This window comes from Streptomyces sp. NPDC052687 (assembly GCF_040678395.1).
Lineage (GTDB): Bacteria > Actinomycetota > Actinomycetes > Streptomycetales > Streptomycetaceae > Streptomyces.
Genome location: NZ_JBFATR010000001.1, coordinates 115,778 through 142,064 on the forward strand (window position 1 = coordinate 115,778; position 26,287 = coordinate 142,064).

At 72.1% G+C, this 26,287-nt stretch carries 21 protein-coding genes and 1 riboswitch; of the genes, 11 read left to right on the forward strand and 10 right to left on the reverse strand.

The window, feature by feature from the left end:
• Positions 1-9: 9 nt before the first annotated feature.
• The 4 genes from nuoL to recQ all read left to right on the forward strand — a co-directional run bounded on the left by nuoL (position 10) and on the right by recQ (position 7,376).
• Positions 10-1,956, forward strand: coding sequence for an NADH-quinone oxidoreductase subunit L (gene nuoL / locus AB0K92_RS00615; RefSeq protein WP_365918064.1), 1,947 nt, complete (start codon positions 10-12; stop codon positions 1,954-1,956).
• Positions 1,957-1,961: 5 nt separating this feature from the next.
• Entirely contained in the window at positions 1,962-3,533 is a 1,572-nt protein-coding gene (locus tag AB0K92_RS00620) for an NADH-quinone oxidoreductase subunit M (RefSeq protein WP_365918066.1), read from the forward strand.
• A complete protein-coding gene (gene nuoN, locus AB0K92_RS00625) occupies positions 3,530-5,188 on the forward strand; it encodes an NADH-quinone oxidoreductase subunit NuoN (protein WP_365918068.1) in 1,659 nt (552 codons plus the stop codon). Before AB0K92_RS00620 ends, nuoN begins: the two co-directional genes overlap by 4 nt.
• Before the next feature lie 154 nt (positions 5,189-5,342).
• Positions 5,343-7,376: a DNA helicase RecQ gene (gene recQ, locus AB0K92_RS00630; RefSeq protein WP_365918734.1), complete on the forward strand. Its 2,034-nt coding sequence runs from the start codon at positions 5,343-5,345 to the stop codon at positions 7,374-7,376.
• Between the two features lie 383 nt (positions 7,377-7,759).
• Here recQ and AB0K92_RS00635 read toward each other — a convergent pair whose 3' ends face one another.
• Positions 7,760-8,698, reverse strand: coding sequence for a M56 family metallopeptidase (locus AB0K92_RS00635; RefSeq protein WP_365918070.1), 939 nt, complete (start codon positions 8,696-8,698; stop codon positions 7,760-7,762).
• Positions 8,699-8,916: 218 nt separating this feature from the next.
• Positions 8,917-10,128, reverse strand: a complete 1,212-nt coding sequence (fahA, locus tag AB0K92_RS00640; RefSeq protein WP_365918072.1) for a fumarylacetoacetase — start codon at positions 10,126-10,128, stop codon at positions 8,917-8,919.
• Between the two features lie 212 nt (positions 10,129-10,340).
• On the opposite strand from fahA, the gene AB0K92_RS00645 reads away from it, so the two are divergent.
• The gene (locus tag AB0K92_RS00645) at positions 10,341-11,234 is read left to right on the forward strand and encodes an HAD family hydrolase (protein ID WP_365918074.1); all 894 of its coding nucleotides are present in this window, start codon (positions 10,341-10,343) and stop codon (positions 11,232-11,234) included.
• A 17-nt stretch (positions 11,235-11,251) separates the two neighbouring features.
• Here AB0K92_RS00645 and AB0K92_RS00650 read toward each other — a convergent pair whose 3' ends face one another.
• The gene (locus tag AB0K92_RS00650) at positions 11,252-11,761 is read right to left on the reverse strand and encodes a transglycosylase SLT domain-containing protein (RefSeq protein ID WP_166001406.1); all 510 of its coding nucleotides are present in this window, start codon (positions 11,759-11,761) and stop codon (positions 11,252-11,254) included.
• 5 nt (positions 11,762-11,766) lie between these two features.
• A riboswitch (cyclic di-AMP (ydaO/yuaA leader) is annotated at positions 11,767-11,933 on the reverse strand.
• Between the two features lie 563 nt (positions 11,934-12,496).
• On the opposite strand from AB0K92_RS00650, the gene AB0K92_RS00655 reads away from it, so the two are divergent.
• The 4 genes from AB0K92_RS00655 to AB0K92_RS00670 all read left to right on the forward strand — a co-directional run bounded on the left by AB0K92_RS00655 (position 12,497) and on the right by AB0K92_RS00670 (position 17,145).
• Positions 12,497-13,507 carry a polyprenyl synthetase family protein gene (locus AB0K92_RS00655; RefSeq protein WP_166001408.1) on the forward strand — a complete coding sequence of 337 codons (1,011 nt, stop codon included), beginning with the start codon at positions 12,497-12,499 and terminating at the stop codon, positions 13,505-13,507.
• Between the two features lie 420 nt (positions 13,508-13,927).
• Positions 13,928-15,151, forward strand: coding sequence for a DUF2092 domain-containing protein (locus AB0K92_RS00660; protein ID WP_365918077.1), 1,224 nt, complete (start codon positions 13,928-13,930; stop codon positions 15,149-15,151).
• Positions 15,152-15,194: 43 nt separating this feature from the next.
• Complete coding sequence (locus AB0K92_RS00665) at positions 15,195-16,277, forward strand: ABC transporter ATP-binding protein (protein WP_365918079.1); 1,083 nt, start codon at positions 15,195-15,197, stop codon at positions 16,275-16,277.
• Positions 16,264-17,145, forward strand: coding sequence for an ABC transporter permease (locus tag AB0K92_RS00670; protein WP_365918081.1), 882 nt, complete (start codon positions 16,264-16,266; stop codon positions 17,143-17,145). Before AB0K92_RS00665 ends, AB0K92_RS00670 begins: the two co-directional genes overlap by 14 nt.
• Before the next feature lie 63 nt (positions 17,146-17,208).
• Here AB0K92_RS00670 and AB0K92_RS00675 read toward each other — a convergent pair whose 3' ends face one another.
• Positions 17,209-17,802: an NAD(P)H-dependent oxidoreductase gene (locus AB0K92_RS00675; RefSeq protein WP_365918083.1), complete on the reverse strand. Its 594-nt coding sequence runs from the start codon at positions 17,800-17,802 to the stop codon at positions 17,209-17,211.
• Positions 17,803-17,996: 194 nt separating this feature from the next.
• Between AB0K92_RS00675 and AB0K92_RS00680 the strand changes: the two genes are divergently transcribed.
• Positions 17,997-19,205, forward strand: coding sequence for a tetratricopeptide repeat protein (locus tag AB0K92_RS00680; RefSeq protein ID WP_365918085.1), 1,209 nt, complete (start codon positions 17,997-17,999; stop codon positions 19,203-19,205).
• Between the two features lie 37 nt (positions 19,206-19,242).
• On the opposite strand, the gene AB0K92_RS00685 is transcribed toward AB0K92_RS00680, so the two are convergent.
• The 3 genes from AB0K92_RS00685 to AB0K92_RS00695 all read right to left on the reverse strand — a co-directional run bounded on the left by AB0K92_RS00685 (position 19,243) and on the right by AB0K92_RS00695 (position 21,860).
• A complete protein-coding gene (locus tag AB0K92_RS00685) occupies positions 19,243-19,722 on the reverse strand; it encodes a VOC family protein (RefSeq protein ID WP_365918087.1) in 480 nt (159 codons plus the stop codon).
• An 81-nt stretch (positions 19,723-19,803) separates the two neighbouring features.
• Entirely contained in the window at positions 19,804-20,895 is a 1,092-nt protein-coding gene (gene rarD / locus AB0K92_RS00690; RefSeq protein WP_365918089.1) for an EamA family transporter RarD, read from the reverse strand.
• 110 nt (positions 20,896-21,005) lie between these two features.
• Positions 21,006-21,860: an SDR family oxidoreductase gene (locus AB0K92_RS00695; protein WP_365918091.1), complete on the reverse strand. Its 855-nt coding sequence runs from the start codon at positions 21,858-21,860 to the stop codon at positions 21,006-21,008.
• Positions 21,861-21,951: 91 nt separating this feature from the next.
• On the opposite strand from AB0K92_RS00695, the gene AB0K92_RS00700 reads away from it, so the two are divergent.
• On the forward strand, positions 21,952-22,326 hold the full coding sequence (locus AB0K92_RS00700) for a helix-turn-helix domain-containing protein (RefSeq protein WP_365918093.1): 375 nt from the start codon (positions 21,952-21,954) through the stop codon (positions 22,324-22,326).
• A 40-nt stretch (positions 22,327-22,366) separates the two neighbouring features.
• On the opposite strand, the gene AB0K92_RS00705 is transcribed toward AB0K92_RS00700, so the two are convergent.
• The 3 genes from AB0K92_RS00705 to AB0K92_RS00715 form a co-directional block, all read right to left on the reverse strand.
• Positions 22,367-23,416, reverse strand: coding sequence for a 2-oxoacid:ferredoxin oxidoreductase subunit beta (locus tag AB0K92_RS00705; RefSeq protein WP_365918095.1), 1,050 nt, complete (start codon positions 23,414-23,416; stop codon positions 22,367-22,369).
• The gene (locus AB0K92_RS00710) at positions 23,409-25,337 is read right to left on the reverse strand and encodes a 2-oxoacid:acceptor oxidoreductase subunit alpha (protein WP_365918097.1); all 1,929 of its coding nucleotides are present in this window, start codon (positions 25,335-25,337) and stop codon (positions 23,409-23,411) included. The genes AB0K92_RS00705 and AB0K92_RS00710 overlap by 8 nt, the downstream gene beginning before the upstream one ends.
• A gap of 207 nt (positions 25,338-25,544) precedes the next feature.
• Positions 25,545-26,216, reverse strand: a complete 672-nt coding sequence (locus AB0K92_RS00715; RefSeq protein WP_166001431.1) for a response regulator transcription factor — start codon at positions 26,214-26,216, stop codon at positions 25,545-25,547.
• Between the last annotated feature and the right edge of the window lie 71 nt (positions 26,217-26,287).

Consider the following 26,287-nt stretch of genomic DNA (forward strand, 5'->3'; position numbering starts at 1 on the left):
GTCGCTGAAGTGGAGAACCTGATTGCGCTGCTGATCGCGGCGCCCCTGCTCGGAGCGGCCGTCCAGCTGTGCGGCGGCCGGCGGCTGGACGCCGTCGGCCACTGGCTCGGCACCCTGCTGGCGTTCGTCTCCTTCGCCCTCGGCGTCGTGCTCTTCGCCGACCTGCTGGGCAAGGACGCCGAGCACCGCACGCTCACCTCGCACCTGTTCAGCTGGATCCCGGTCGAGGGCTTCCAGGCGGACATCGCCTTCCGGCTCGACCAGCTGTCGATGACGTTCGTCCTGCTGATCACCGGCGTCGGCTCGCTGATCCACCTCTACTCGGTCGGGTACATGGAGCACGACGAGCGGCGCCGCCGCTTCTTCGGCTACCTGAACCTGTTCCTCGCGGCGATGCTGCTGCTCGTCCTCGCCGACAACTACCTGCTGCTGTACGTCGGCTGGGAGGGCGTCGGTCTCGCCTCCTACCTGCTGATCGGCTTCTGGCAGCACAAGCCCAGCGCCGCCACGGCCGCCAAGAAGGCCTTCCTGGTGAACCGGGTCGGCGACATGGGCCTGTCGATCGCGATCATGCTGATGTTCACCACGTTCGGCACCTTCGCCTTCGGTCCGGTGCTCGGCAGTGTGGGGGACACCTCCGAGGGCACCCTCACCGCGATCGGCCTGATGCTGCTGCTCGCCGCCTGCGGCAAGTCCGCCCAGGTGCCGCTCCAGTCCTGGCTCGGGGACGCGATGGAGGGCCCGACCCCGGTCTCCGCCCTCATCCACGCCGCGACCATGGTCACCGCGGGCGTCTACCTGATCGTCCGCTCCGGAGCGATTTTCAACGCCGCTCCCGACGCCCAGCTCGTCGTCACCATCGTCGGCGCGGTCACGCTCCTGTTCGGTGCGATCGTCGGTTGCGCCAAGGACGACATCAAGAAGGCGCTGGCCGGCTCGACCATGTCGCAGATCGGCTACATGGTGCTGGCGGCCGGCCTCGGCCCGATCGGCTACGTCTTCGCGATCATGCACCTGGTCACGCACGGCTTCTTCAAGGCCGGGCTGTTCCTGGGGGCCGGCTCCGTCATGCACGGCATGAACGACGAGGTCGACATGCGCCGCTACGGCGGCCTCAGGAAGTACATGCCGGTCACCTTCGTCACCTTCGGCCTCGGCTACCTCGCGATCATCGGCTTCCCCGGCCTGTCCGGCTTCTTCTCCAAGGACAAGATCATCGAGGCGGCGTTCGCCAAGGGCGGCACCGAGGGCTGGATCCTCGGCGGCTGCGCCCTGCTCGGCGCGGCCATCACCGCCTTCTACATGACGCGCGTGATGCTGATGACGTTCTTCGGCGAGGAGCGCTGGCGCAACGCGCCGACGCCGTCCCCGGCCGAGCCGGACGTGGAGCCCGCCGCCGAGACCCGCGGCGACCACACCGAGCCGCACCCGCACGAGTCGCCGAAGATCATGACGATCCCGATGATCGTGCTGGCCGTCGGATCGGTCGCGGGCGGCGCGTTCTTCAGCATCGGCGACCGGTTCATCCACTGGCTGGAGCCCGTCACCGGGCACGCCCACGGCCACCCGCCGATCAGCGCCGGTACGGTCACGGCGGCGACCGTGGCGTGCATGGTGATCGGCGTCGCCCTCGCCTGGGCGCAGTACGGCCGCCGCCCGGTCCCGGCGGTCGCCCCGCGCGGGTCCCTGCTCACCCGGGCCGCCCGCCGCGACCTGCTCCAGGACGACTTCAACCACGTCGTCCTGGTCCGCGGCGGCGAGCACCTGACCCGGTCCCTGGTGTACGTCGACCACACCCTGGTCGACGGAGTCGTCAACGGCACGGCGGCCTCGGTCGGCGGCCTCTCCGGACGGCTGCGCCGCCTCCAGAACGGCTTCGCGCGGTCGTACGCGGTCTCGATGTTCGGCGGTGCGGCGGTCCTGGTCGCCGCCACCCTGCTGATGAGGGCGGTCTGATACCGATGTCCTTTCCCCTGCTGACAGCGACGGCGGCGCTCCCGGCGCTCGGGGCGGTCGCCACGGCCGCCGTCCCGGCCGCGCGGCGCACCGCCGCCAAGTGGCTGGCGCTGCTCGTCTCGCTCGCCACCCTCGCCCTCGCGATCGCCGTCGTGGTCCGCTTCGACCCGGGCGGCGACCGCTACCAGCTCACCGAGTCCCACTCCTGGATCAAGGACTTCGGAGTTCGCTACGAGCTGGGCGTGGACGGCATCGCGGTCGCGCTGATCGCGCTGACCGCCCTGCTGATCCCGTTCATCATCCTCGCGGGCTGGCACGACGCCGACCCGCTGGAGACCGGCAGCAAGCGGTGGCGGCCCACCCAGGGCTTCTTCGCCCTGATCCTGGCCGTCGAGGCGATGGTGATCCTCTCCTTCGAGGCCACCGACGTCTTCCTCTTCTACATCTTCTTCGAAGCCATGCTCATCCCGATGTACTTCCTCATCGGCGGCTTCGGGGACCGTGCCCACGAGCACGGTGAGCAGGCGGCGGCGACCCAGCGGTCGTACGCGGCGGTGAAGTTCCTGCTCTACAACCTGGTCGGCGGCCTGATCATGCTGGCCGCGGTGATCGGGCTGTACGTGGTCGCCGGGAACTTCTCGCTCACGGAGATCGCCGAGGCCCGCGCCAACGGCACGCTCGACATGGCGACGAGCACCGAACGCTGGCTGTTCCTCGGCTTCTTCTTCGCCTTCGCGGTGAAGGCGCCGCTGTGGCCGCTGCACACCTGGCTGCCGAACGCGATGCAGGAGTCCACCGCCCCGGTCGCGGTCCTCATCACCGCGGTCGTCGACAAGGTGGGCACCTTCGCGATGCTCCGCTTCTGCCTCCAGCTGTTCCCGGAGGCCAGCAAGTGGGCCACGCCCGCGATCCTGGTGCTGGCGCTGATCAGCATCATCTACGGGGCGCTGCTCGCGGTCGGCCAGCGCGACATCAAGCGGCTGATCGCCTACGCGTCGATCTCCCACTTCGGCTTCATCATCATGGGCATCTTCGCGATGACCAGCCAGGGCCAGTCCGGCGCGACCCTCTACATGGTCAACCACGGCATCTCGACGGCCGCGCTGATGCTGGTCGCCGGCTTCCTGATCTCCCGGCGCGGCTCGCGGCTCATCGCCGACTACGGCGGGGTGCAGAAGGTCGCCCCGGTGCTCGCCGGCACCTTCCTGATTGGTGGCCTCGCGACCCTGTCGCTGCCCGGACTCGCCCCGTTCGTCAGCGAGTTCCTGGTCCTGGTCGGCACCTTCGCCCGCTACCCGGTGATCGGGATCATCGCCACCTTCGGCATCGTGCTCGCCGCGCTCTACACCCTCGTCCTCTACCAGCGGACGATGACGGGCCCGGTGAAGCCGGAGGTCTCCGCGATGCCGGACCTCAGGGTGCGTGAGCTGGTGGTCGTGGCGCCGCTGGTCGCGCTGCTGATCGTGCTCGGCGTCTACCCGAAGCCGGTCACGGACATCGTCAACCCGGCGGTCGAGCAGACCATGTCGGACGTACAGAAGAAGGACCCCCGGCCCGAGGTGGAGGCGGCCAAGTGAGCGCATCAGCCGTCCACAGCCTGTGGACAACGGCGGCAACCGCGGCCGAACCGATCTCGAAGATCGACGCGCCGAAGATCGAGTACGGGCAGCTGGCGCCCACCCTGATCGTCGTGGGCGCGGCGATCGTCGGGGTGCTCGTCGAGGCGTTCGTCCCGCGCAAGTCGCGGTACTACGTCCAGCTGTTCGTGTCCGTCGTGGGCCTGGCCGCCGCCTTCGCCGCGGTCGTCGCGCTCGCCGCCGACGGATACGGCACCACCAAGGCACGGATCGCGGCCATGGGAGCCGTCGCCGTCGACGGTCCGGCCCTGTTCCTGCAGGGCACCATCCTGCTGACCGCGCTGGTCGGCCTGTTCACCTTCGCCGAGCGGCGCCTGGACCCGGCGGCGCACGGCAAACCGGTCGACTCCTTCGCCGCGCAGGCCGCCTCCGTGCCCGGCAGCGACAGCGAGAAGGCCGCGGTCAGGGCCGGGTTCACCACCACCGAGGTGTTCCCGCTGCTGCTGTTCGCGGTCACCGGCATGCTGCTGTTCCCGGCGGCCAACGACCTGCTGACGCTGTTCGTCGCGCTGGAGGTGTTCTCGCTCCCGCTGTACCTGCTGTGCGCGTTGGCCCGCCGCAAGCGGCTGATGTCGCAGGAGGCCGCGGTGAAGTACTTCCTGCTCGGCGCGTTCGCCTCCGCGTTCACCCTGTTCGGCATCGCGCTGCTGTACGGCTACGCCGGCTCGATGTCGTACGCCACGATCGCGCAGGTCGTCGAGGGCACGGTCACCGATGTCACCCCCGCCCTGGCGAACACCATGGGCAATGACGCGCTGCTGCTGATCGGCGCCGCGCTGATCGTGATGGGCCTGCTGTTCAAGGTGGGCGCGGTTCCGTTCCACATGTGGACGCCGGACGTCTACCAGGGCGCGCCGACCCCCGTGACCGGCTTCATGGCGGCGGCGACGAAGGTGGCCGCGTTCGGCGCGCTGCTGCGCATCCTGTACGTCGTCCTGCCGGGCCTGCGCTGGGACTGGCGGCCGGTGATGTGGGGCGTGGCGATCGTCACCATGCTGGGCGGCGCGATCGTCGCGATCACGCAGACCGACATCAAGCGGCTGCTGGCGTACTCGTCGATCGCGCACGCGGGATTCATCCTCGCGGGTGTCATCGCGACCACGCCGGACGGTGTCTCGTCGGTCCTCTTCTACCTGGGCGCCTACTCGTTCGTGACCCTCGGCGCGTTCGCGGTGGTCACGCTGGTGAGGGACGCGGGCGGCGAGGCGACGCACCTGTCCAAGTGGGCCGGGCTGGGACGGCGCTCCCCGCTGGTCGCGGCCGTGTTCGCGGTGTTCCTGCTGGCCTTCGCGGGCATCCCGCTGACCAGCGGTTTCGCGGGCAAGTTCGCCGTGTTCAAGGCGGCGGCGGAGGGCGGCGCGGTCCCGCTGGTGGTGGTCGGCGTGATCTCGTCGGCGATCGCGGCGTTCTTCTACATCCGGGTGATCGTGCTGATGTTCTTCAGCGAGCCCAGGCCGGAGGGCCCGACGGTCGCCGTGCCGTCGCCGCTGACGATCACAGCGATCACGGTGGGCGTCGCGGTGACGCTGGTGCTCGGCGTGGCGCCGCAGTACTTCCTGGACCTGGCGGGGCAGGCGGGCGTCTTCGTGCGCTGACCCCGCTCACCGGTACGGCCGCGGCCCGGCATCCCTCACGGGGGATGCCGGGCCGCCGTGCGCCGACCGTGCCTGTGGATAACTTCCGGGACTGTCGGTGCCGCCCCCTATCGTGGAGGCAGTGGTCGAGGGACGACGTACGGGGGGCACGACGATGGGCGGGACGGGCGGTATCGCCGAGATGACAATGACGCCGAGTGAGGCGCTGGACACCCTGCGGAGGGTTTTCGGCTACGAGGCCTTCCGCGGCGAGCAGGAAGCCGTCATCGAGCATGTGGTGGCCGGCGGGGACGCCGTGGTGCTCATGCCGACCGGCGGCGGCAAGTCGCTGTGCTACCAGATCCCGGCCCTGGTCAGACCCGGCACGGGCATCGTCGTCTCCCCGCTCATCGCGCTGATGCAGGACCAGGTGGACGCGCTGCGCGCGGCCGGCGTGCGCGCCGGGTTCATCAACTCCACGCAGGACTTCGACGAGCGGCGCGTCATGGAGGCCGAGTTCCTCGCGGGCGAGCTGGACCTGCTCTATCTCGCGCCGGAGCGGCTGCGGCTGGACGCCACGCTGGACCTGCTCGCGCGCGGGAAGATCTCCGTCTTCGCGATCGACGAGGCGCACTGCGTCGCCCAGTGGGGCCACGACTTCCGCCCCGACTACCTGACCCTGTCCGTGCTGGGCGAGCGCTGGCCGGACGTCCCCCGGATCGCGCTCACGGCGACCGCCACCCGCGCCACGCACCGGGAGATCACCGAGCGGCTGGACATGCCCCGGGCCCGGCACTTCGTGGCCAGCTTCGACCGGCCGAACATCCAGTACCGGATCGTGCCGAAGGCGGACCCGAAGAAGCAGCTGCTGAGCTTCCTGCGCGAGGAGCACGCGGGCGACGCCGGCATCGTGTACTGCCTGTCGCGCAACTCGGTCGAGAAGACCGCCGAGTTCCTCACCCGCAACGGCATCGAGGCGGTGCCGTACCACGCGGGCCTGGACGCGGGCACCCGCGCCGCCCACCAGTCCCGCTTCCTGCGCGAGGACGGCCTGGTCGTGGTGGCGACCATCGCCTTCGGCATGGGCATCGACAAGCCCGACGTACGGTTCGTCGCCCACCTGGACCTGCCCAAGTCGGTGGAGGGGTACTACCAGGAGACGGGCCGCGCCGGCCGTGACGGACTGCCGTCCACGGCCTGGATGGCGTACGGCCTGAACGACGTCATCCAGCAGCGCAAGCTCATCCAGTCCGGCGAGGGCGACGAGGCCTTCCGGCGCAGGGCCCAGGCGCACCTGGACGCGATGCTCGCGCTGTGCGAGACCGTCCAGTGCCGGCGCGGTCAGCTGCTCGCCTACTTCGGCCAGGAGCCGGACCCGGCGGGCTGCGGCAACTGCGACACCTGCCTGACCCCGCCGGAGACCTGGGACGGCACGGTCGCCGCGCAGAAGGTGCTGTCCACGGTGGTGCGGCTGCAGCGGGAGCGGGGGCAGAAGTTCGGCGCGGTGCAGATCGTCGACATCCTGCTGGGCAAGCGCACCGGCAAGGTGATCCAGTTCGACCACGACCAGCTGTCCGTCTTCGGCATCGGCCAGGAGCTGACCGAGGGCGAATGGCGGGGCGTCATCCGCCAGTTGCTCGCCCAGGGCCTGCTCGCCGTCGAGGGGGAGTACGGCACGCTGGTGCTCACCGAGGCCAGCGGGGCGGTGCTGCGGCGGGAGCGGGAGGTGCCGCTGCGCAAGGAGCCGAAGCGGCCCACCACCGCCAAGCCGGCGTCGGCCACGGCACGGGGTGAGCGCAAGCCCAGAGCCGCGGCCGCCGAGCTGCCCGAGGAACTGGTGCCGGCCTTCGAGGCGCTGCGCGCCTGGCGGGCCGAGCAGGCGCGGGAACAGGGCGTCCCCGCCTATGTGATCTTCCACGACGCGACCCTGCGGGAGATCGCCACGGTGTGGCCGTCCTCGCTGCGGGAGCTGGGCGGGATCGGCGGAGTGGGCGAGAAGAAGCTGGCGACGTACGGGGAGGGCGTGCTGGGGGTCCTCGCCGGACTGGGCGACCGGCCCGGGGCGGGTGCGGCGCCCGAGCCGGCGGGTGCGGGTGCGGGGGGCTCCGCCGCGGGTGCGGGTGCGGGTGCTTCCGCCGGTCCTGACGGCGACGACGCCTTCGGCCCGCACGACTGGTCCGCGGAGGAGCCGGAGCCGGACTGGGCGTGAGGCCGGGCGCGGCGTGAGGGCCGGCGCGGGCGCGCGACGGGGCGTGGGCGTTGCGGCCGGGCGCGGGCGCGGGCGTGCGGCCGGACTGGGCGTTAGGCCCGGCGTGGGCGTGCGGCCGGACTGGGCGTTAGGCCCGGCGTGGGCGTGAGACCGGGCTGGGCGTGAGGCCCGGCGCGGGTGTGCCGCCGGGCGCGGGCGCGCGGCGAGGCGTGGGCGTGAGGCCGGACTCGGCGTACGGCCGGGCGCGGGCGCGGGCCCGGCGCGGGTGGGCGGCCGGGCCAGGGTGGGCGGCCGGACTGGGCATGCGGCCGGGCGTGGGCGTGAGGTCGGGCGTGGGCGAGGGCCGGCCCGGGTGGGCGGCTGGGTGTGGGGCGGTGGTCGGTTCAGCTCAGTGCCGTCAGGCCCGGTGCGAAGGTGATCAGCAGGGGGAGCAGTGGCACCAGTGCCGCCGCCGTCGTGGTCAGGGCCCGCCGGCGGCGGTCCAGCCGGGGCGGCGGCTCCAGCAGACGGTCGACGCGCTCGCCGAGCAGCCGGTGGCTGGAGGCGCAGGACAGCACGCCGCGGTGCTGGTTCAGCTCGATCAGGGCGAGCGCGGTGGTGAGGTGACCGCAGCGCCGGGAGGCGGTGTCGTCGGCGGCCAGTTCGACCAGGCGGTGGGTCTGGTCGCAGAAGTGCGCGAACAGCGGGATACGGGGGAATCCGGTGGCCAGCGCGGTGGACAGGTGCAGCAGCCAGTCGTGGCGGGCGCGGGCGTGGCCGCGCTCATGGGTGAGGACGGCGTCGAGCTGGTGGTCGGTGAGGCGGTGCAGGGCGCCGGTGGTGACCACCAGCTGCGCCGGGTGGCCCGGCAGCCACCAGGCGTCCGGGTACTCGTCCTCCAGGACCAGCAGCGGTCCGCGGGCGGCGGGCAGCCCGGTCGGCAGGTCGGGGGCGCGCTCGCGCAGATGGGCGCGGGCCTGGCCGCGCCTGCGCCGGGCCTCGACCAGCTCACGGACGAGCATGGCGGTGGTCCAGGCGGCCCCACAGGCCAGCAGCAGGGTCAGCGCGGTGGCCCAGGGCGGCGCGGCGGACAGGTCGTACGCGGCGGTGACGGCCGGCGGCGCCGGGGCGAAGACCTGGTCGCGGACGGTCTGGAAGACGGCCGCCGCGCCGAGCGTCAGCGCGGCCAGGCAGCACAGCAGCACGGTGGCGACCAGGCACTGCCACACCCACAGCCCGACCACCGGCTCCCGTTCGGGCCAGGCGGCACGGGTCAGCGCGCGGGGGACCGGCACGGCGGCCGTCACGGCGAGGACGCTCAGCAGGAGCAGGCAGACGGTCATGCCAAGGGCTCCGGATCCAGGAGACGGAAGGGCGGCTTCGGTCGTGCGGTGCGGGCGAGGGGCGCGCGCCGTCCGCATCCCGCACCGGCGTCGCGCACTGCGCCCGCCGCCAGTATGACGGCGGGCGGGGCCCGGAGTCAGCGCCCCGACCGGGGCGTTACCGCACGTCACCTCTCCACCGCGGGGCGTCGCCCAACAGCCAGGCCGCGCCGGGCGGTTCAGGCGGGCACGATCGTCCCGGTCACCTCGCCCAGACCCACCCGGGCGCCGCCCGGACCCGGTGCCCAGGCGGTCAGGGTGACCGTGTCGCCGTCCTCCAGGAACGTGCGCTTGCCGTCGGGCAGTTCGAGCGGGTCGCGGCCGTTCCAGGTCAGCTCCAGCAGGGAGCCGCGCTGGGCCGGCTCGGGGCCGCTGACCGTGCCGGAGCCGTAGAGGTCGCCGGTGCGCAGGGAGGCGCCGTTCACCGTCATGTGGGCGAGCTGCTGGGCCGCGGTCCAGTACATGGTGGAGAACGGCGGCTCGGAGACCACGTGGCCGTTGACCGCGACGGAGATGCGCAGGTCGTAGCCGCCGGGCTCCTCGCCGGAGTCGTCCAGGTAGGGCAGCAGTCCGTGGGTGCGCTCCGGGGGCGCCACGCGCGCCTCCTCCAGGGCGTCCAGCGGGGTGATCCACGCGGAGACGGAGGTGGCGAAGGACTTGCCGAGGAACGGCCCGAGGGGGACGTACTCCCAGGCCTGGATGTCCCGCGCGGACCAGTCGTTGAGCAGGCACAGCCCGAAGACGTGCTCCCGGAAGTCGCCCAGCGGGACGGGGCTGCCCATCCGGGACGGCGTTCCGACCACGAAGCCGACCTCGGCCTCGATGTCCAGCCGGACGGACGGTCCGAAGACCGGCGCCGGGTCGGCGGGCGCCTTGCGCTGGCCCGCCGGGCGGACGATGTCCGTGCCGGAGACCACGACCGTGCCGGAGCGGCCGTGGTAGCCGATCGGCAGATGCTTCCAGTTGGGGGTGAGCGAGTCGGGGGCGTCCGGGCGGAACATCCGGCCGACGTTGCGGGCGTGGTTCTCCGAGGCGTAGAAGTCGACGTAGTCGGCGACCTCGAAGGGCAGGTGCAGGGTCACCGACGACAGGGGGTGCATCAGCGGGGCGACGGTCTCCCGGTGGGACGGCACGGTCACCCAGGCGGTGAGCGCGCGCCGCACGTCCGACCAGGCGGTGCGGCCGGCCGCGAGCAGTGGGTTCAGCGTGGGCCGGTCGAGCAGCGTGGCGTACGGGGAGCCGAGCGCGCGGGCCGCCGCGCCCGCGTCGAGCACATGGTCGCCGAGCCGGACGCCGACGGTCCGCCGCTCGGACCCGGCGGGCGAGAACACGCCGTACGGAAGGTTGTGCGGACCGAAGGGGTCGCCCTCGGGGACATCGAAGGGGGGCATGGGGTGCTGCCTCACTTTCGTACGTGCGGTCCATGCGGTCGCAGCAACGTTACGGCGGTGATCCCGGTTTGGGCAGTGTCCCCCCTGCCGGTGATGCCGGGCGGCGTACCACCGCTCCGGGAGCGGCAGGGCACCCCCTGGGAGTGAAAACCGGACGGCGGAAAGGAAGTTGAGAATCAGCGGGGCGGGCGCCGGGTCCGTATTCTCTGATCATGGCCGCACCCACCGCATATGCCGCGCGCACCGCGTACTCCCTCATCGCCACCGACCTCGACGGCACTCTGCTGCGCGGCGACGACACGGTCTCCGACCGGTCGCGCGCCGCGCTCGCGCGGGTGGCGGCGGCCGGCGCCCGGCATCTGGTGGTGACCGGCCGGCCGGCCCCGCGGGTGCGCCCGCTGCTGGAGGACCTGGGCTGCACGGGCCTCGCGGTGTGCGGGCAGGGGGCACAGCTGTACGACATCGACGCCGACCGGCTGCTGTGGTCGGTGACCCTCGACCGGGAACTGGCGGAGACCGCGCTCGGCAAGATCGAGGCCGAGGCGGGGCAGGTGTACGCGGCGGTCGACCAGGACGGGGTCGACGGGCTGACGCTGATCGAGCCGGGCTACCGGATGCCGCACCCCACCCTGCCCGCGGTGCGGGTCGGGCGGCGCGAGGACCTGTGGGGCGAGCCCATCAGCAAGGTGCTGCTGCGCCACCCCACCCTGTCGGACGACGAGTTGGCGTCGGTGGCGCGTTCGGTGGTCGGCTCGCTGGCCACCGTGACGATGTCGGGGCCGGGCACGGTCGAGCTTCAGCCGTGCGGCATCACCAAGGCGACCGGCCTCGCGCTGGCGGCCGGTCATCTGGGACTGCGGCCCGAGGACACCCTGGCCTTCGGCGACATGCCGAACGACATTCCCATGTTCGACTGGGCGGCGTACGGCGTCGCCATGGGCAACGCCCATCCGGAACTCAAGGCGGTGGCCGACGAGGTCACCCTGTCGAACGAGGACGACGGCATCGCCGCCGTCCTCGAACGGCTCTTCGGTGAAACGGTGGGCGCCGGTCGCCTGGTGAGCCCGGCTCAGCCGGTGCGCGTGGCCCGGGACGCCCTCCGGTAAGCCCCTCGGTACGCCCCTCAGTACGCCCCGAAGACGTTGTCGATGGAGCCGTAGCGGTCGGCCGCGTAGTTGCAGGCCGCCACGATGTTCGCGACCGGGTCGTACGGGTCGTAGGCCGTGCCGGGCACGTGGTACGCGGCGAAGGTCGGGTCGATGACCTGGAGCAGGCCCTTGGACGGGGTGCCCTTGGCGGCGTTGGAGTCCCAGAGGTTGATGGCGTTCGGGTTGCCGGACGACTCGCGCATGATGTTGCGGTAGATGCCGTCGTAGCTGCCGGGGATCCCGTGCTGGGCCATGATCGACATGGCCTGGCGGATCCAGCCGTCGAGGTTGTCGGGGTACGCCGTGGCGGCGGTGGCCGCGGCCGGGGTGGCCGCTGCGGCGCCGGTCGCGCCGATCAGCGGCAGCGCGAGCACGGCCGCGCCGGTGCCGGCGGCGGCGAGAGCGCGGGCGAGACGGGTGCGGCGGCGGCTCCTGACCGGCTGGTCGGCGGTGGACAGGGCCTGAGCGGGCACACGTGCGGGCATGGTGAACGTCCTCTCCCACGCCTGCGAGGTGAGCTGTCGGGTTCGGGCGGGGAGCTGCCCGGCCGCGCGCTCCAGAGCGCGCGGCTTCACCCCAAGCCGCCCCGGGCGCTGCCCGGACCGGCGTGTTACCTGGGTCCCCCGCTCCTGCCGTACGAGTGAGTTCGTGGTGGGTGGCGCGGGCGGCGGCAGGATTCGGCGTTCCGCCCGACGGACCGGGAACGTATGCGAGAGCCCGTGTCCGGAACAAGTAGCGGATTCACTTATCGCGCCGGTTGACCATGATCAGCGCGTTTGACGTACTTGATCCTTTTTCCCGGTCGAGGGTCAACTGGCAAGAGGGAAGGGGAATCTGATGAGGGGTCTGTGAGGAGCCTGTGACGGGGCTGTCGTGAGTCAACTCACGTCGAGGAGCAAGTCCCCCAAATCGGGCAATAAGTTCAAGGTGTGCTATGTCTGCCACGAGGGCGGAACCCCTTATGGAGTGCGCGTCGTTGTCGAACCGGACGAGCGGGAGAAGGGGGGAGGGTCGATAGGCGTGCTCATGTCATCGTCGTAGATATGCCTTCTTATCAGCTGATCGAAAACATTCCGGGCGTGATCCGATACCGCCCGTGCTGTAACCGTGGGCGGCATCAGTGATCGAAACGTGACCGGATACGCTGACTTGAGTGAAGGCAGCGATGTATCGACAAACCGCGTAGTCGCCAGTAGACACCAGCAGACAGGAGACCCCTCGTGACCGTCGTCGGGCCGTTCGGGCTGAGCGTGCGGGACCAGGCTCTGGAAGCCGATGTCCAGGCCGGATTGGCGGCTGTCGAGGAAGGGCTGCTCGAGGCCACCAAGAGCGAGGTCCCGTTCATCACGGAAGCCGCGCAGCATCTGGTGCGGGCCGGCGGGAAGCGGTTCCGGCCGCTGCTCGTGATGCTCGCCGCGCAGTTCGGTGACCCCTACGCGCCGGGCGTGGTGCCCTCCGCGGTCGTCGTGGAGCTGACCCACCTGGCGACGCTGTACCACGACGACGTGATGGACGAGGCGGCCGTGCGGCGCGGCGTGCCCAGCGCCAACACCCGCTGGGGCAACTCCGTCGCGGTCCTCACCGGCGACTTCCTCTTCGCCCGCGCCTCCCACATCCTCGCCGACCTCGGGCCCGAGGCGGTCCGGGTGCAGGCGGAGGCCTTCGAGCGGCTGGTGACCGGGCAGATCCTGGAGACCGCGGGCCCGCAGGACGGGCGCGACCCGGTCGACCACTACCTGGACGTGCTCGGCGGCAAGACCGGCTCGCTGGTGGCGGTGTCCTGCCGGTTCGGGGCGATGATGTCCGGCGCGGACGAGTCCGTGGTGAGCGTCCTCACCCAGTACGGCGAGCGGCTCGGCGTCGCCTTCCAGCTCGCCGACGACGTGCTCGACATCGCCTCCGACTCCCACGAGTCCGGCAAGACCCCCGGCACCGACCTGCGCGAGGGCATCGCCACGCTGCCCGTGCTGCGGCTGCGGGAGCTGGCCGCGCGCGGCGGACGGGCCGAGGACGTCGCGCTGTGCGAGCTGCTGGAGTCCGACCTCAGCGACGACGACCGGCACGCCCGGGCGCTGGCCGCCCTGCGCGCGCACCCGGCGCTGGAGCAGGCCCGGCGGGACACCGTGCGCTACGCCGAGGAAGCGCGCGCCGCGCTGGCCCCCCTGCCGGAGTGCGACGCCAAGCGGGCCCTCCAGGAACTGTGCGACGCGGTGGTCCACCGGGCGGGATAAGGGCTGAGGGGGGCTTCACCGGCCCGCTGACCCTCACCGGCCGTCTGGCCTTCATCAGCCCGCCTGGCCTTCACCGGCCAGTCTGACCTTGACCGGCCAGTCTGACCTTGACCGGCCAGTCTGACCTTGACCGGCCAGTCTGACCTCCACCGGCCCGGCCCTCACCGGTCATGTCCGGCCGTCGCCTTCCCCGGCTTCTCCGGTCCGTGCTCCCCTTCCGGGACCCCCACCCCTACGGGACGGGGGATATCCCGGTGTGTCGTGTCATACCGCAGCAGTACGCGGAGTTGATCCCGCGGTCTGACGAAAACCGTGCCCGGTTTTGGTCAGATGGATGGCACGAAGGAAGCCACGGAACAGCCACCACTTCTCACCCGGTCGGGTGAGAATGGGCGGGCCGACGACGGAGGTAGGGCACACATGGCACCGTACGAATCCGACGAGAGTACGACCGTGCGGCGGCGCAAGGCCGGCCGGTACGTCGTTCCGGTCGCGGTGGTGGGGGTGGCGGCCGGGACCATCGGGCTCGTCCCCGCCCTCGCCGACTCCGGCAGCCCCGACCTGCCGAAGATCACCGCGCAGCAGCTCATACAGAAGATCGCCGAGTCGGACGTCGAGCGGCTGTCCGGCACCGTGAAGATCACCACGGACCTGGGGCTGCCCGACCTCGGCGGCCTCGAAGGCGCCCTGGGCGGCGCCGCGGCGACCGCGCCCGGCGGTGACGGGGACGGCTCCGCCGCCGACCCGTCGGCCAAGCTCACCGAGCTGGTGACCGGCACCCACACCCTGCGCGTCGCGGCCGACGGCCCCGACCGCCAGAAGCTGTCCGTGCTGGAGAACGCCGCCGAGTACAGCCTCATCCACAACGGCAAGGACGTCTGGGGCTACGACAGCGCGTCCAACGAGGTCTTCCACGGCACCGCGGACGAGGCCGGCGAGCGCGCCGGGGAACCCCCGGCCACGCCGAAGGACTTCGCCGAGCAGGCGCTGAAGGCGGTCGACGACACCACCTCGGTCACCGTCGACGGCACCGCGCAGGTCGCCGGACGGGACGCCTACAAGCTGGTCATCGAGCCGAAGCAGTCCGGCAGCACCGTCGGCGCGATCACCATCGCCGTGGACGCGAAGACCTGGATGCCGCTGAAGTTCACCCTCACCCCGGCGAGTGGCGGCGCCGCCGTCGTGGACGCCGGCTTCACCCAGCTCAGCTACGCCAGGCCCGCCGCCTCCACCTTCGACTTCACCCCGCCCAAGGGCGCGAAGGTCACCGAGGAGAGCGAGGAGGGCGAGGCCGGGCGGCAGCCCATCGCCCCGACGGACGAGGCGGATCTGGCCAAGGGTCTCGAAAAGGGCTTCGGTGAGGCCTTCGGCCAGGACTCCGAGGGCATGAAGGTGATCGGCGAGGGCTGGAACTCCGTCGCCGTGTTCGACACCGGCGGTCCGGGCGTGCCCAGCGGCGACGAGGTCGGCGGCGACCTGGGCGGCTTCCTCGACTCCCTCGGCGACCAGGTCAAGGGCGACTTCGGCTCGGGCACCGTCTTCAAGACCCGCCTGATCAACGCTCTGATCACCGACGACGGCAAGATCTACGCCGGTGCCGTCACCCAGGAGGCGCTGGTGAAGGCGGCCGACGCGGGGCAGTAGTCCGGCACGCACGACGGAGCAAGCGGCCAGAGTGAGGGAGCCCATGCGCGAACCGCCCGCCACGGCAGGGGCCGGCGAAGACGACCGTCCCGGCGAGGACGACCGTCCCGTTCCGGACGACCGTCCCGTTCCGGACGACCGTCCTGGTCAGGACGACCGTCCCGGCGAGGACGGCCGTTCCGGTCGTGACGAGCCGGACGGCGTCATCGTCACCCGTGCGCTCACCAAGCGTTACCGCGGCGGGCAGCTCGCCGTCGACGGTCTGGATCTGACCGTCCCGGCGGGCAGCGTCTTCGGCTTCCTCGGCCCGAACGGCAGCGGCAAGACCACCACCATCCGCATGCTGATGGGCCTGATCGAACCCACCTCCGGTACGGCGCGGGTGCTCGGCCGGCCCATGCCGCGCGCCGCCCGCGCCGTACTGCCGCAGGTCGGCGCCCTCATCGAGGGCCCGGCCCTGTACGGCTTCCTCTCCGGCCGCGACAACCTCCTGCGCTACGACGCCGCCGACCCGACCGCCGACCCGCGCACCCGGCGCGCCCGCGTCGCCGCCGCGCTGGACCGGGTGGGGCTCACGGCGGCGGCCGGGAAGAAGGCGAAGGCGTACTCCCTCGGCATGAAGCAGCGCCTCGGGCTGGCCGCGGCCCTGCTCCAGCCCCGCAGGCTGCTCGTCCTGGACGAGCCGACCAACGGCCTCGACCCGCAGGGCATGCGGGAGATCCGCACCCTCGTGCGGGAACTGGCCGACGACGGCACCACCGTCTTCCTCTCCTCCCACCTGCTCGACGAGATCGAGCAGGTCTGCACCCACGCCGCGGTGATGGCCAGGGGCCGTCTGATCACCCAGGGCACGGTCGCCGACCTCGCGGCCGGACTGCGCGGCCGGCTGGTCGTGACCACGCCGGACACCGGGGATGCGGCGCGGGTGCTGAAGGAGAGAGGTGTCGCGGACGTCGTCGTGGCGGAGGAACGGGTCAGCGGCGAGGTGCCCGAGGGGGAACTCGGTGACCTGAACGCCGCGTTGGTCGCAGCGGGGGTGCGGGTGCGCGGCTTCGGAATCGAACGGGCCTCGCTGGAGGACGCGTTCGTGGCGCTGACGGGGGAGGGGTTCGATGTCGCGGGCTGACGTCGCCGTGCCGGGCGGGCGCGCACCGAGCCCGCTGTGGTCCCTCGGCCTCTTCCGCAGCGAGCTGGTCACCACCTTCCGGCGCTGGCGCACCCTCGCGCTGCTCGGCGTGCTGGCGGCCGTGCCCGTGCTGGTCGGGGTGGCCGTGAAGATCGAGACCAGCGACGGCTCGTCGGTCTCCGGCGGGGGCGGCGAGGGCCCGGCGTTCATCGCCCAGATCACCAACAACGGGCTGTTCCTGGTCTTCACCGCGCTCGCCGCGACCCTGCCGTTCTTCCTGCCGATGGCGGTGGGCGTGGTGGCGGGCGACGCGCTGGCCGGCGAGGCGAGCGCGGGCACCCTGCGCTATCTGCTGGTCGCCCCGGCCGGCCGTACCCGGCTGCTGCTCACCAAGTACGCCGCCACGATGGCCTTCTGTCTGGCCGCCACCCTCGTGGTCGCGCTGTCCGCGCTGGCGGTCGGGGCGCTGCTCTTCCCGCTCGGCGACCTCACCACCATCTCCGGCACCCGGATCGGCTTCGCCGAAGGGCTGGGCCGTGCCCTGCTGATCGCGCTGGCCGTCGCCGCCTCGCTGACCGGGATAGCGGCGCTCGGCCTGTTCGTCTCGACGCTCACCAACAGCGGCATCGCGGCCATGGCGACGACCGTGGGTCTGCTCATCACCGTGCAGATCCTCGACCAGATCCCCCAGCTGGACGCCCTGCACCCGTACTTCTTCTCCCACTACTGGCTGTCCTTCGCCGACCTGATGCGCGAGCCGGTCCTCTGGGACGACCTGCTGCGCAACCTCGGCCTCCAGGCGCTGTACGCGGCGGTGTTCGGGTCGGCGGCGTGGGCCCGGTTCACGACGAAGGACATCACCGCCTGAGACGGAGACGAAGCCGGGGCGGTGGGCGGAGTGAAGCGGATCCGGGCGGGGGCGTACGGAGGCTCAGTCCCGTCCGGGGAAGCGGGCCGGCGGGGCCTCGCCCGCGAAGAAGGTCTTCGCGCGGGCCAGGGCCTCCGTGTCGTTCAGGACCTCGCCCGGCTTGTCGCCGTTGCCGAGCAGCACCCCGCCGAAGCGCATCCCCATGTACGCGGCCGTGTTGTTCAGGGTGCCGATCAGCGGCTCGGCGACCTCGGCCTCGGTGGCGAGGGCGGTGACGCCCCACAGGGTGCGCCCGGCCATCGTCGCGCGGAAGTCGACACCGGGAATGCGCAGCCAGGCCGCCCAGTGGTCCAGGTAGCGCTTGGTCTGCGCGGACACCGAGTACCAGTACAGCGGTGAGGCGATCACCAGGTCCGTCGCGGCGAGCGTGGCGTCACGCAGAAGGGTGATGTTCTCGTGTTCGGGGCGAGGGCCGTCACCGTCGATGTCCCCGTCGGCGTGCCGGCGGTCCTCGAAGTCCGGCAGCGGGTGCTCGGTGAGGTGGATCCACCGCTGCTCGACGTCGCCGGGCAGCTGCTCGGCGGCCCGGCGGGCCAGCAGTTCGGTGTTGCCGCCCCGGCGGCTGCTGCCGAGCACGAAAAGGAAGCGACGGGCCATGGGGTCCCCCTGGTCGACGAACTGACGCCCGGCATCATATGCATATGCATGTACCGGTCGTCCAGCCCCGCCGGACGGCTCTTGGGACGAGGCTGTGACGCCGCGGTGACCAGAGGACCGTGGGGGAGCGGCGAGACTCGACGGTAGGGTCCAGGGTCCGCCGACTCGCGGACGCGTTTCGATTGAGGGAACCGATGTCTCGACTCAGCCGCGAGCAGCAGCAGGACCAGCAGCACGACGGCGCGCTTCCGGCCGCCCCGGTCGACGTCCGTGTCCACGCCGGTGGCGGCGCCGGCGGCGGTCCGGGTGCGGGCGCGGTGACGGTCGACGGGGCACCGCTCGTCCCCGCCCCGGGCGAGGAACCCCAGCAGGCCGTCCTGAACCACCTCCACCGCATCGCGCGCGGTACCGGCCGCTCCGTCCTCGCCACCGTTCACGACGAGCGCATCGGCTACGTCGTCCCCCTCCAGGTCGACCCGGACGGCTCCAGCCACTTCACGAACCGCCCGACGCCGACACCCCCCGCCCCTGCTCCGGCTCCCGCCACTGCCCCCGCTCCCGCCCCCGGTCCGGGCACGGTCGCACCCCCCACGGGGGCCTTCGGCCCGCCCCCGGCCATGACCACCGAGCCGCCCCCGGCCCCGGTCACCGCCCGGGCGGTCACCGCCCCCACGATCACCGCCCCCACGATCACCGCCCCCACGATCACCGCCCCCACGATCACCGCCCCGGAGGGCATCGCCCCGGCGGCCACCGCCCCGGGCAGCGCGCCCCACCCCAGCCGCACCCCCCACCCCAGCCGCACCCCCGACCCCAAGCCCACCCCGCCCCGAGGCTTCGACGCCGTCGCCGAAGCCGTGCTCGGTGACGACACCCCCGCCCATGCCTCCGGCCACGCCCCCGGAGGAACCCCCGCGAACGCCGCCGCGCGGACGCCGCTGGCCGAGCCCCTGGCCTGGATCGGCGAGGCCGTGCGGGAGGGCCGCGTAGACACCGCGTCCGCCCTCGCCGACCAGGCGCTGCGCGACGGGACGGCGACGCTGGGGCCGGATCACCCGGAGGTCCTGCGGCTGGGCGAGCTGACCGCCTACGTGGCCTACCTGGCCGGTGACCCGGTGCGCGCCTTCCGGCTCTCCGTCGACCTGGTGCACGCGCGGCGCCGTACGGGCGACGCGGAGGCGGCGTACGGCAACGTGCAGAGCGCGGCGACGGCCTGGCGCGCCGTACGCGATCCCCGGTGCGGCCTGGATCTCGGGCACGAGCTGATCGCCCTGTGGTCGACGCTGGCCGCCGAGCCCGGCCCGGCCGCCGAGGACGCCGACGAACTGGAATCGGCCCGCACCCGCATGACCCGCCTCACGGACCGCGCCCGCAAGGCGGCGGCCCGGCCGGCGACGGGGTGACCGGGGGCCCGCCGCGCGCCGCCGGCGCCGCCGGCACCTAGTGCACGCAGAACTCGTTTCCCTCCGGATCCGCCATCACCACCCACTGACCGGCCGGTTCCCTCACCTCCCGCAGCACGCTCGCGCCCAGCGCTCCGAGCCGCTCCACCTCCGCCTCACGCCGGTCCCCGCCCGGATGCAGGTCCAGGTGGAGCCGGTTCTTGCCGGACTTCGGCTCGGGAACGCGCTGGAACAGCAGCCGGCGCCCGAGGCCCGTGCCGCTGTACGCGTCGTACGGGTCGTCGGGGTGCCGTACGGCGCTCAGGTCCCGGAAGGCGGGACGGCCGTGGAAGTCCACGGTGGCCTCGGCGGGCAGCGCACCGCCGTCCAGCAGCCGCCGGACCAGCGCGCTGTTGTCCTCGACCGCGTAGCCGAGCGCCGCGGCCCAGAAATCCGCCTGAGCGTGCGGATCCACGGCGTCGATGACGACCTTCCAGTGCACGGGTGCGGGCGCGAACGCCTCGGCTGACTCGTTCATGCCTCAGTTATAGAGCCGGGCACTGACAACGGCCCGGCGCGCCGGTTCGGGGTGCGAGCACGCTGCCCGGGCCGACCGCCCCTACGGCCGCGTGTCGACCGGCGGCACCTTCAGCTCGCCGGCGTTCGAAGGCGCACCATCACCCGCGCCACCCGCACCACCGGCGCCACCCGCAGCCGGAACGCCGGCCGCCGCGGCCGGAGCCGTGGCCGCGGCCGCACGCGCCTCCGCCATCGCCTCCGCCGCCGCTTCCGCCGTCGCCGCCGCCCGCAGGTTCCGTGCGGCCCGGTGGGCGGTGTGCAGGGCGTCCCAGGTGAGGAGGGCGAGGGCCAGCCAGACCAGGGCGAAGCCGGCCCAGCGCTCCGCGGGCATGGCCTCGTGGAAGTAGAGGACGCCGCACAGGAACTGGAAGACCGGGGCGAGGTACTGCAGCAGGCCGATGGTGGACAGCGGCACGCGGATCGCGGCGGCGCCGAAGCAGATCAGCGGGAGCGCGGTGACGATGCCGGTGGTGGCGAGCAGCGCCGCGTGGCCGGGGCCCTCGCTGGTGAAGGTGGAGTCGCCCCGCGCGCCCAGCCACAGCAGGAACCCGAGGGCGGGCAGGAACTGGATCGCGGTCTCGGCGGCCAGCGACTCCAGCCCGCCGAGGTTGACCTTCTTCTTGATCAGGCCGTAGGTGCCGAAGGAGAAGGCGAGGATCAGCGAGATCCACGGCGGACGGCCGTAGCCGACGGCCAGCACGACGACCGCCACGGCGCCGATCCCGACCGCCGCCCACTGCACGGGCCGCAGCCGCTCCTTCAGCAGCAGCACGCCCAGGGCGATGGTGACCAGCGGGTTGATGAAGTAGCCGAGGGACGCCTCGACGACCCGGTCGTTGTTCACGGCCCAGATGTAGACGCCCCAGTTGGTGGCGATGACGGCTGCGGCGGCCGCGATCAGCGCGAGGCGGCGGGGCTGCCGCAGCAGCTCACCGGCCCACTTCCAGCGCCGCAGCACGAGCAGTACCGCGGCGACCACGGCGAGGGACCACACCATCCGGTGGGCGAGCACCTCGGTCGCCCCGGCGGGCTTGAGGAGGGGGAAGAAGAGGGGGAACAGCCCCCACATCCCGTACGCCGCGAAGCCGTTCAGCAGACCTATGCGCTGCTCGCCCCTGGACTTCCCGGCCACGGCTCCTCCTTCGTACCGCACTCGACTGCACGAAGGTAACGCCGCGGACCCCCGCCTGTCATACCCGTATCGCCATACGGTCATGACAGGCGGGCTGGAGGGCCGGGCGCTCAGCCCTTCAGCGCGGCGGCGACGGCGTCCGCGAGCGATGTGGTCGGGCGGCCGGTGAGCCGGGAGAGGTCACCGGTGGTGATTTCCAGCTCGCCCTTCTCGATGGAGGCGTCCACGCCGGCGAAGACCGCGGCCACCGGCTCGGGCAGCCCGGCGCCGGTGAGGATCTCGGCGTACGCGTCGACGGAGACGGCGTGGTAGGCGATCTCCTCGCCGGTCTGCCGGCTCAGCTCCGCGGCGTAGTCCGCGAAGCCGAAGGAGGTGTCGCCGCCCAGCTCGTACGTGCGGTTCTCGTGGCCCTCGCCGGTCAGCACGGCCACCGCGGCGGCCGCGTAGTCGGCGCGGGACGCCGCCGAGACGCGGCCGTCGCCCGCGGCCTGGACCACGGCGCGGTGAGCCAGCACCGGGGCCAGGTTCGCGGTGTAGTTCTCGAAGTACCAGCCGTTGCGCAGCAGCGTGTACGGCACGCCCGAGGACAGCAGGATCTCCTCGGTGGCGCGGTGGTCGTCGGCGAGCGCGGCGGTCAGGCTGCCCGGGGCGCTGGTGTAGGCGAGCAGCGCGACACCGGCGGCGTCGGCGGCGTCGATGACCACCTTGTGCTGGGCGGGGCGGTCCTTGTCGACCTCGCTGCCGGAGATCAGCAGGACCTTGTCACCGGCGGCGAAGAGGCCGTCGAAGCTCTCGGGCGTGTTGTAGTCGGCGACCGCCAGGCGTACACCGCGCGCCGCGAGGTCGGCGGCCCTGGCCTCGTCCCGCACGACCGCGGTGATCTGCTCGGCGGGGACCTTCTCCAGCAACTGCCCGACGACGTGACGGCCGAGCTTTCCGGTGGCTCCGGTGACGACGATGCTCATGGTTCACAACTCCTTGGGGGTGGCTCTGTCCACTAACCCTAGGAGGTGCGCTAACTGTGGGAAAGTACCCACTTTGAAGTAAGCTACTGGCATGACGGTAAGCAACTGGCGGGTCGACGGCGAGGACATGTGCCCCTACCGGCTGGTGCTGGAGCACGTCACCAGCCGCTGGGGCGTCCTCGTCCTCATCCGGCTCCTGGAACGCCCGCACCGCTTCAGCGAGCTGCGCCGCGCGATCGGACGGGTCAGCGAGAAGATGCTCACGCAGACCCTCCAGACCCTGGAGCGCGACGGCCTGGTCCACCGCGACGCCAAGCCGGTGATCCCGCCCCGTGTCGACTACTCCCTCACCGGCCTGGGCCGCGAGGCCGCCGAGCAGGTGCGCGCCCTCGCCGCGTGGACCGAGCACCGGATGGACGCGGTGGAGAACGCCCGCCGGGCCTACGACGAGGCCCGGGCGCCGTAGCGGCCCGGGCCTCGGTGCGACAGGGGCGGTCAGCCGGCGGTCAGCCGACGACCGTCCAGGTGTCCCCGCCCGCCAGCAGCGCGGCCAGATCGCCCTTGCCCTTCCGCTCGACGGCCGTGTCCAGCTGGTCGGACATCTGCGCGTCGTACACCGGCCGCTCCACCGCGCGGAACACGCCGATCGGGGTGTTGTGCAGCGTGTCCGGGTCGGCGAGCCGGGACAGCGCGAACGCGGTGGTCGGAGAGGCCGCGTGGGCGTCGTGGACCAGGATGTCGGCCTCGTTGTCCGGCGTCACGGTCACGATCCGCAGATCGCCGGTGGCCCGGTCCCGGACGACGCCCTTGGACAGCCCGCCGCCGAAGCGGATCGGCTGTCCGTGCTCCAGCCGGATCACCGCCTCCTGCGCCGACTGCCTGTCCTTCAGAGCGTCGAAGGCGCCGTCGTTGAAGATGTTGCAGTTCTGGTAGATCTCGATCAGCGCGGTGCCCGGGTGGGCGGCGGCCTGGCGCAGCACCTCGGTGAGGTGCTTGCGGTCGGAGTCGACCGTGCGGGCCACGAAGGACGCCTCCGCGCCCAGCGCCAGCGACACCGGGTTGAAGGGCGCGTCCAGCGAGCCCATCGGCGTCGACTTGGTGATCTTCCCGACTTCGGAGGTGGGGGAGTACTGGCCCTTCGTCAGGCCGTAGATCCGGTTGTTGAACAGCAGGATCTTGAGGTTGACGTTGCGGCGCAGGGCGTGGATCAGGTGGTTGCCGCCGATGGACAGCGCGTCGCCGTCACCGGTGACGACCCACACGCTCAGGTCGCGCCGGCTCGCGGCGAGACCGGTGGCGATCGCCGGTGCGCGGCCGTGGATGGAGTGCATCCCGTAGGTGTTCATGTAGTACGGGAAGCGGGAGGAGCAGCCGATGCCGGAGACGAAGACGATGTTCTCGCGTGCCAGGCCCAGCTCCGGCATGAAGCCCTGCACGGCGGCGAGGATCGCGTAGTCACCGCATCCGGGGCACCAGCGCACTTCCTGGTCGGACTTGAAGTCCTTCATGGACTGCTTGGCCTCGGCCTTGGGGACCAGCTTCAGTGCCTCAGTCATCGATGGCCTCCTTCAGGGCCTCGGCCAGCTGCTCGGCCTTGAACGGCATCCCGTTGACCTGGTTGTAGGAGCGGGCGTCGACCAGGTACTTCGCCCGGACGAGGGTGGCGAGCTGGCCGAGGTTCATCTCGGGCACGACGACCTTGTCGTAGCCGCTCAGGACCGCGCCGAGGTTGCGCGGGAAGGGGTTGAGGTGGCGCAGGTGGGCCTGGGCGATCCGGCCGCCCTCCTTGCGGATGCGGCGTACGGCCGCGGTGATCGGCCCGTAGGTGGAACCCCAGCCGAGGACCAGGGTGCGGGCGCCGGCCGGGTCGTCGACCTCCACGTCCGGCACGTCGATCCCGTCGACCTTCGCCTGCCGGGTGCGGACCATGAAGTCGTGGTTGGCCGGGTCGTAGGAGATGTTGCCGGTGCCGTCCTGCTTCTCGATGCCGCCGATCCGGTGCTCCAGACCCGGGGTGCCGGGGACCGCCCACGGGCGGGCGAGCGTGCGCGGGTCGCGCTTGTAGGGCCAGAAGACCTCGGTGCCGTCGTCCAGGGTGTGGTTCGGGCCCTGCGCGAACCGCACCCGCAGGTCCGGCAGCTCCTCCGGCTCGGGGATGCGCCACGGCTCGGAGCCGTTGGCCAGATAGCCGTCGGAGAGCAGGAAGACGGGCGTGCGGTACGTCAGCGCGATCCGCGCCGCCTCCAGCGCCGCGTCGAAGCAGTCCGCCGGGGTGCGCGGCGCGACCACCGGGACCGGCGCCTCGCCGTTGCGGCCGTACATCGCCTGGAGCAGGTCCGCCTGCTCGGTCTTGGTCGGCAGACCGGTCGACGGCCCGCCGCGCTGGATGTCCACGATCAGCAGCGGCAGCTCCAGCGAGACGGCCAGGCCGATCGTCTCCGACTTCAGCGCCACGCCGGGACCGCTCGTCGTCGTCACCGCCAGCGACCCGCCGAACGCCGCGCCCAGCGCCGCGCCGATCCCGGCGATCTCGTCCTCCGCCTGGAAGGTGCGCACCCCGAAGTTCTTGTGCTTGCTCAGCTCGTGCAGGATGTCCGAGGCCGGGGTGATCGGGTACGAGCCCAGGAACAGCGGCAGATCGGCCTGGCGCGAGGCGGCGATCAGGCCGTACGACAGCGCCAGGTTGCCGGAGATGTTGCGGTAGGTGCCCACCGGGAAGGCCTTCGCCGCCGGCGCCACCTCGTAGGAGACCGCGAAGTCCTCCGTCGTCTCGCCGAAGTTCCAGCCCGCCCGGAACGCGGCGATGTTGGCCTCGGCGATGTCCGGCTTCTTCGCGAACTTCGACCGCAGGAACCTCTCCGTGCCCTCCGTCGGCCGGTGGTACATCCACGACAGCAGGCCGAGCGCGAACATGTTCTTGCTGCGCTCGGCCTCCTTGCGGGTGAGGTCAAAGTCCTTCAGCGCCTCCACGGTCAGCGTGGTCAGCGGCACCGGGTGCACGCTGTAGCCGTCCAGCGACCCGTCCTCCAGCGGACTGGTCCCGTACCCGACCTTCTGCATGGCCCGCTTCGTGAACTCGTCCGTGTTCACGATGATCTCCGCACCGCGCGGCAGATCGCCCACGTTGGCCTTCAGCGCGGCCGGGTTCATCGCGACCAGCACGTTCGGCGCGTCGCCCGGGGTCAGGATGTCGTGGTCGGCGAAGTGCAGCTGGAAGGACGACACACCCGGCAGGGTGCCGGCGGGCGCGCGGATCTCGGCCGGGAAGTTGGGCAGCGTCGACAGGTCGTTGCCGAAGGACGCGGTCTCCGAGGTGAAGCGGTCACCGGTGAGCTGCATACCGTCACCCGAGTCTCCCGCGAACCTGATGATCACTCGGTCGAGGCGGCGGACGTCCTTCGTCCCCGCCGGTCTGCGCTGCCCTCCCACGACGGCTCCGTCGCCCTGCTCCGCTGGGCTACTGACCTGGCTCGTCACTGAACTGGACCTCCCTCGAGGCGGCTGTCGGGGAGCGGCCTGCCCGCAGGCGTTCCCAGGATCAACCCTACGACCGTGAAGGCGGCGTGCCCTCGGTCATTCGCAGGAAGACCACGCGCGCCCGGCGCCGCCCGCCCCGTGCGGCACATGCCTGCCATCTGACTGTCACCGCCCCCCACCAGGCGTTTCGTCGACTGCCTTCAGAAATCAGGAATTCAGATACGTCAACACGGCGAGGACCCTGCGGTGATCGCCCTCGCTCGGGGACAGCCCGAGCTTGAGGAAAATGTTGCTGACGTGCTTCTCCACGGCGCCGTCGCTGACCACCAGCTGCCGCGCGATGGCCGAGTTCGTCCGCCCCTCCGCCATCAGCCCCAGCACCTCGCGCTCCCTCGGGGTGAGCCCCGCCAGCACGTCCTGCTTACGGCTGCGGCCCAGCAGCTGGGCGACGACCTCCGGGTCCAGCGCGGTGCCGCCCCGCGCGACCCGCACCACCGCGTCCACGAACTCGCGCACCTCGGCGACCCGGTCCTTCAGCAGATACCCGACCCCGCGGCTGGAGCCGGCCAGCAGCTCGGTGGCGTAGCGCTCCTCCACGTACTGCGACAGCACCAGCACCCCGAGCCCCGGATGCGCCTTGCGCAGCTGCACCGCCGCACGCACCCCCTCGTCCGTGTGCGTCGGCGGCATCCGCACATCGGCGACCACGACGTCGGGCAGCGCGTCCTCCGCCGCCAGATCGGCCATCGTCTTGATCAACGCGTCGGCGTCCGCCACCCCGGCGACGACCTCGTGCCCACGGTCGGTGAGCAACCGGGTCAGCCCCTCTCTGAGCAGCACCGAATCCTCGGCGATGACCACCCGCACCCTGTCCTCCACGCCCTTGGCCCCCAGCCGACCGTCGCGATTGCGTACGAGTCCAGCATTCCAGCTTCGGGCGCCGCTTGAAG

Bases quoted from the DNA above. Each gene is read 5' to 3' on its own strand.
- AB0K92_RS00620 (WP_365918066.1), top strand. From the start codon at position 1,962: ATGTCCTTTCCCCTGCTGACAGCGACGGCGGCGCTCCCGGCGCTCGGG.
- recQ (WP_365918734.1), top strand. From the start codon at position 5,343: ATGGGCGGGACGGGCGGTATCGCCGAGATGACAATGACGCCGAGTGAG.
- AB0K92_RS00635 (WP_365918070.1), bottom strand. From the start codon at position 8,698: ATGACCGTCTGCCTGCTCCTGCTGAGCGTCCTCGCCGTGACGGCCGCC.
- fahA (WP_365918072.1), bottom strand. From the start codon at position 10,128: ATGCCCCCCTTCGATGTCCCCGAGGGCGACCCCTTCGGTCCGCACAAC.
- AB0K92_RS00645 (WP_365918074.1), top strand. From the start codon at position 10,341: ATGGCCGCACCCACCGCATATGCCGCGCGCACCGCGTACTCCCTCATC.
- AB0K92_RS00650 (WP_166001406.1), bottom strand. From the start codon at position 11,761: ATGCCCGCACGTGTGCCCGCTCAGGCCCTGTCCACCGCCGACCAGCCG.
- AB0K92_RS00660 (WP_365918077.1), top strand. From the start codon at position 13,928: ATGGCACCGTACGAATCCGACGAGAGTACGACCGTGCGGCGGCGCAAG.
- AB0K92_RS00665 (WP_365918079.1), top strand. From the start codon at position 15,195: ATGCGCGAACCGCCCGCCACGGCAGGGGCCGGCGAAGACGACCGTCCC.
- AB0K92_RS00670 (WP_365918081.1), top strand. From the start codon at position 16,264: ATGTCGCGGGCTGACGTCGCCGTGCCGGGCGGGCGCGCACCGAGCCCG.
- AB0K92_RS00675 (WP_365918083.1), bottom strand. From the start codon at position 17,802: ATGGCCCGTCGCTTCCTTTTCGTGCTCGGCAGCAGCCGCCGGGGCGGC.
- AB0K92_RS00680 (WP_365918085.1), top strand. From the start codon at position 17,997: ATGTCTCGACTCAGCCGCGAGCAGCAGCAGGACCAGCAGCACGACGGC.
- AB0K92_RS00685 (WP_365918087.1), bottom strand. From the start codon at position 19,722: ATGAACGAGTCAGCCGAGGCGTTCGCGCCCGCACCCGTGCACTGGAAG.
- AB0K92_RS00695 (WP_365918091.1), bottom strand. From the start codon at position 21,860: ATGAGCATCGTCGTCACCGGAGCCACCGGAAAGCTCGGCCGTCACGTC.
- AB0K92_RS00700 (WP_365918093.1), top strand. From the start codon at position 21,952: ATGACGGTAAGCAACTGGCGGGTCGACGGCGAGGACATGTGCCCCTAC.
- AB0K92_RS00705 (WP_365918095.1), bottom strand. From the start codon at position 23,416: ATGACTGAGGCACTGAAGCTGGTCCCCAAGGCCGAGGCCAAGCAGTCC.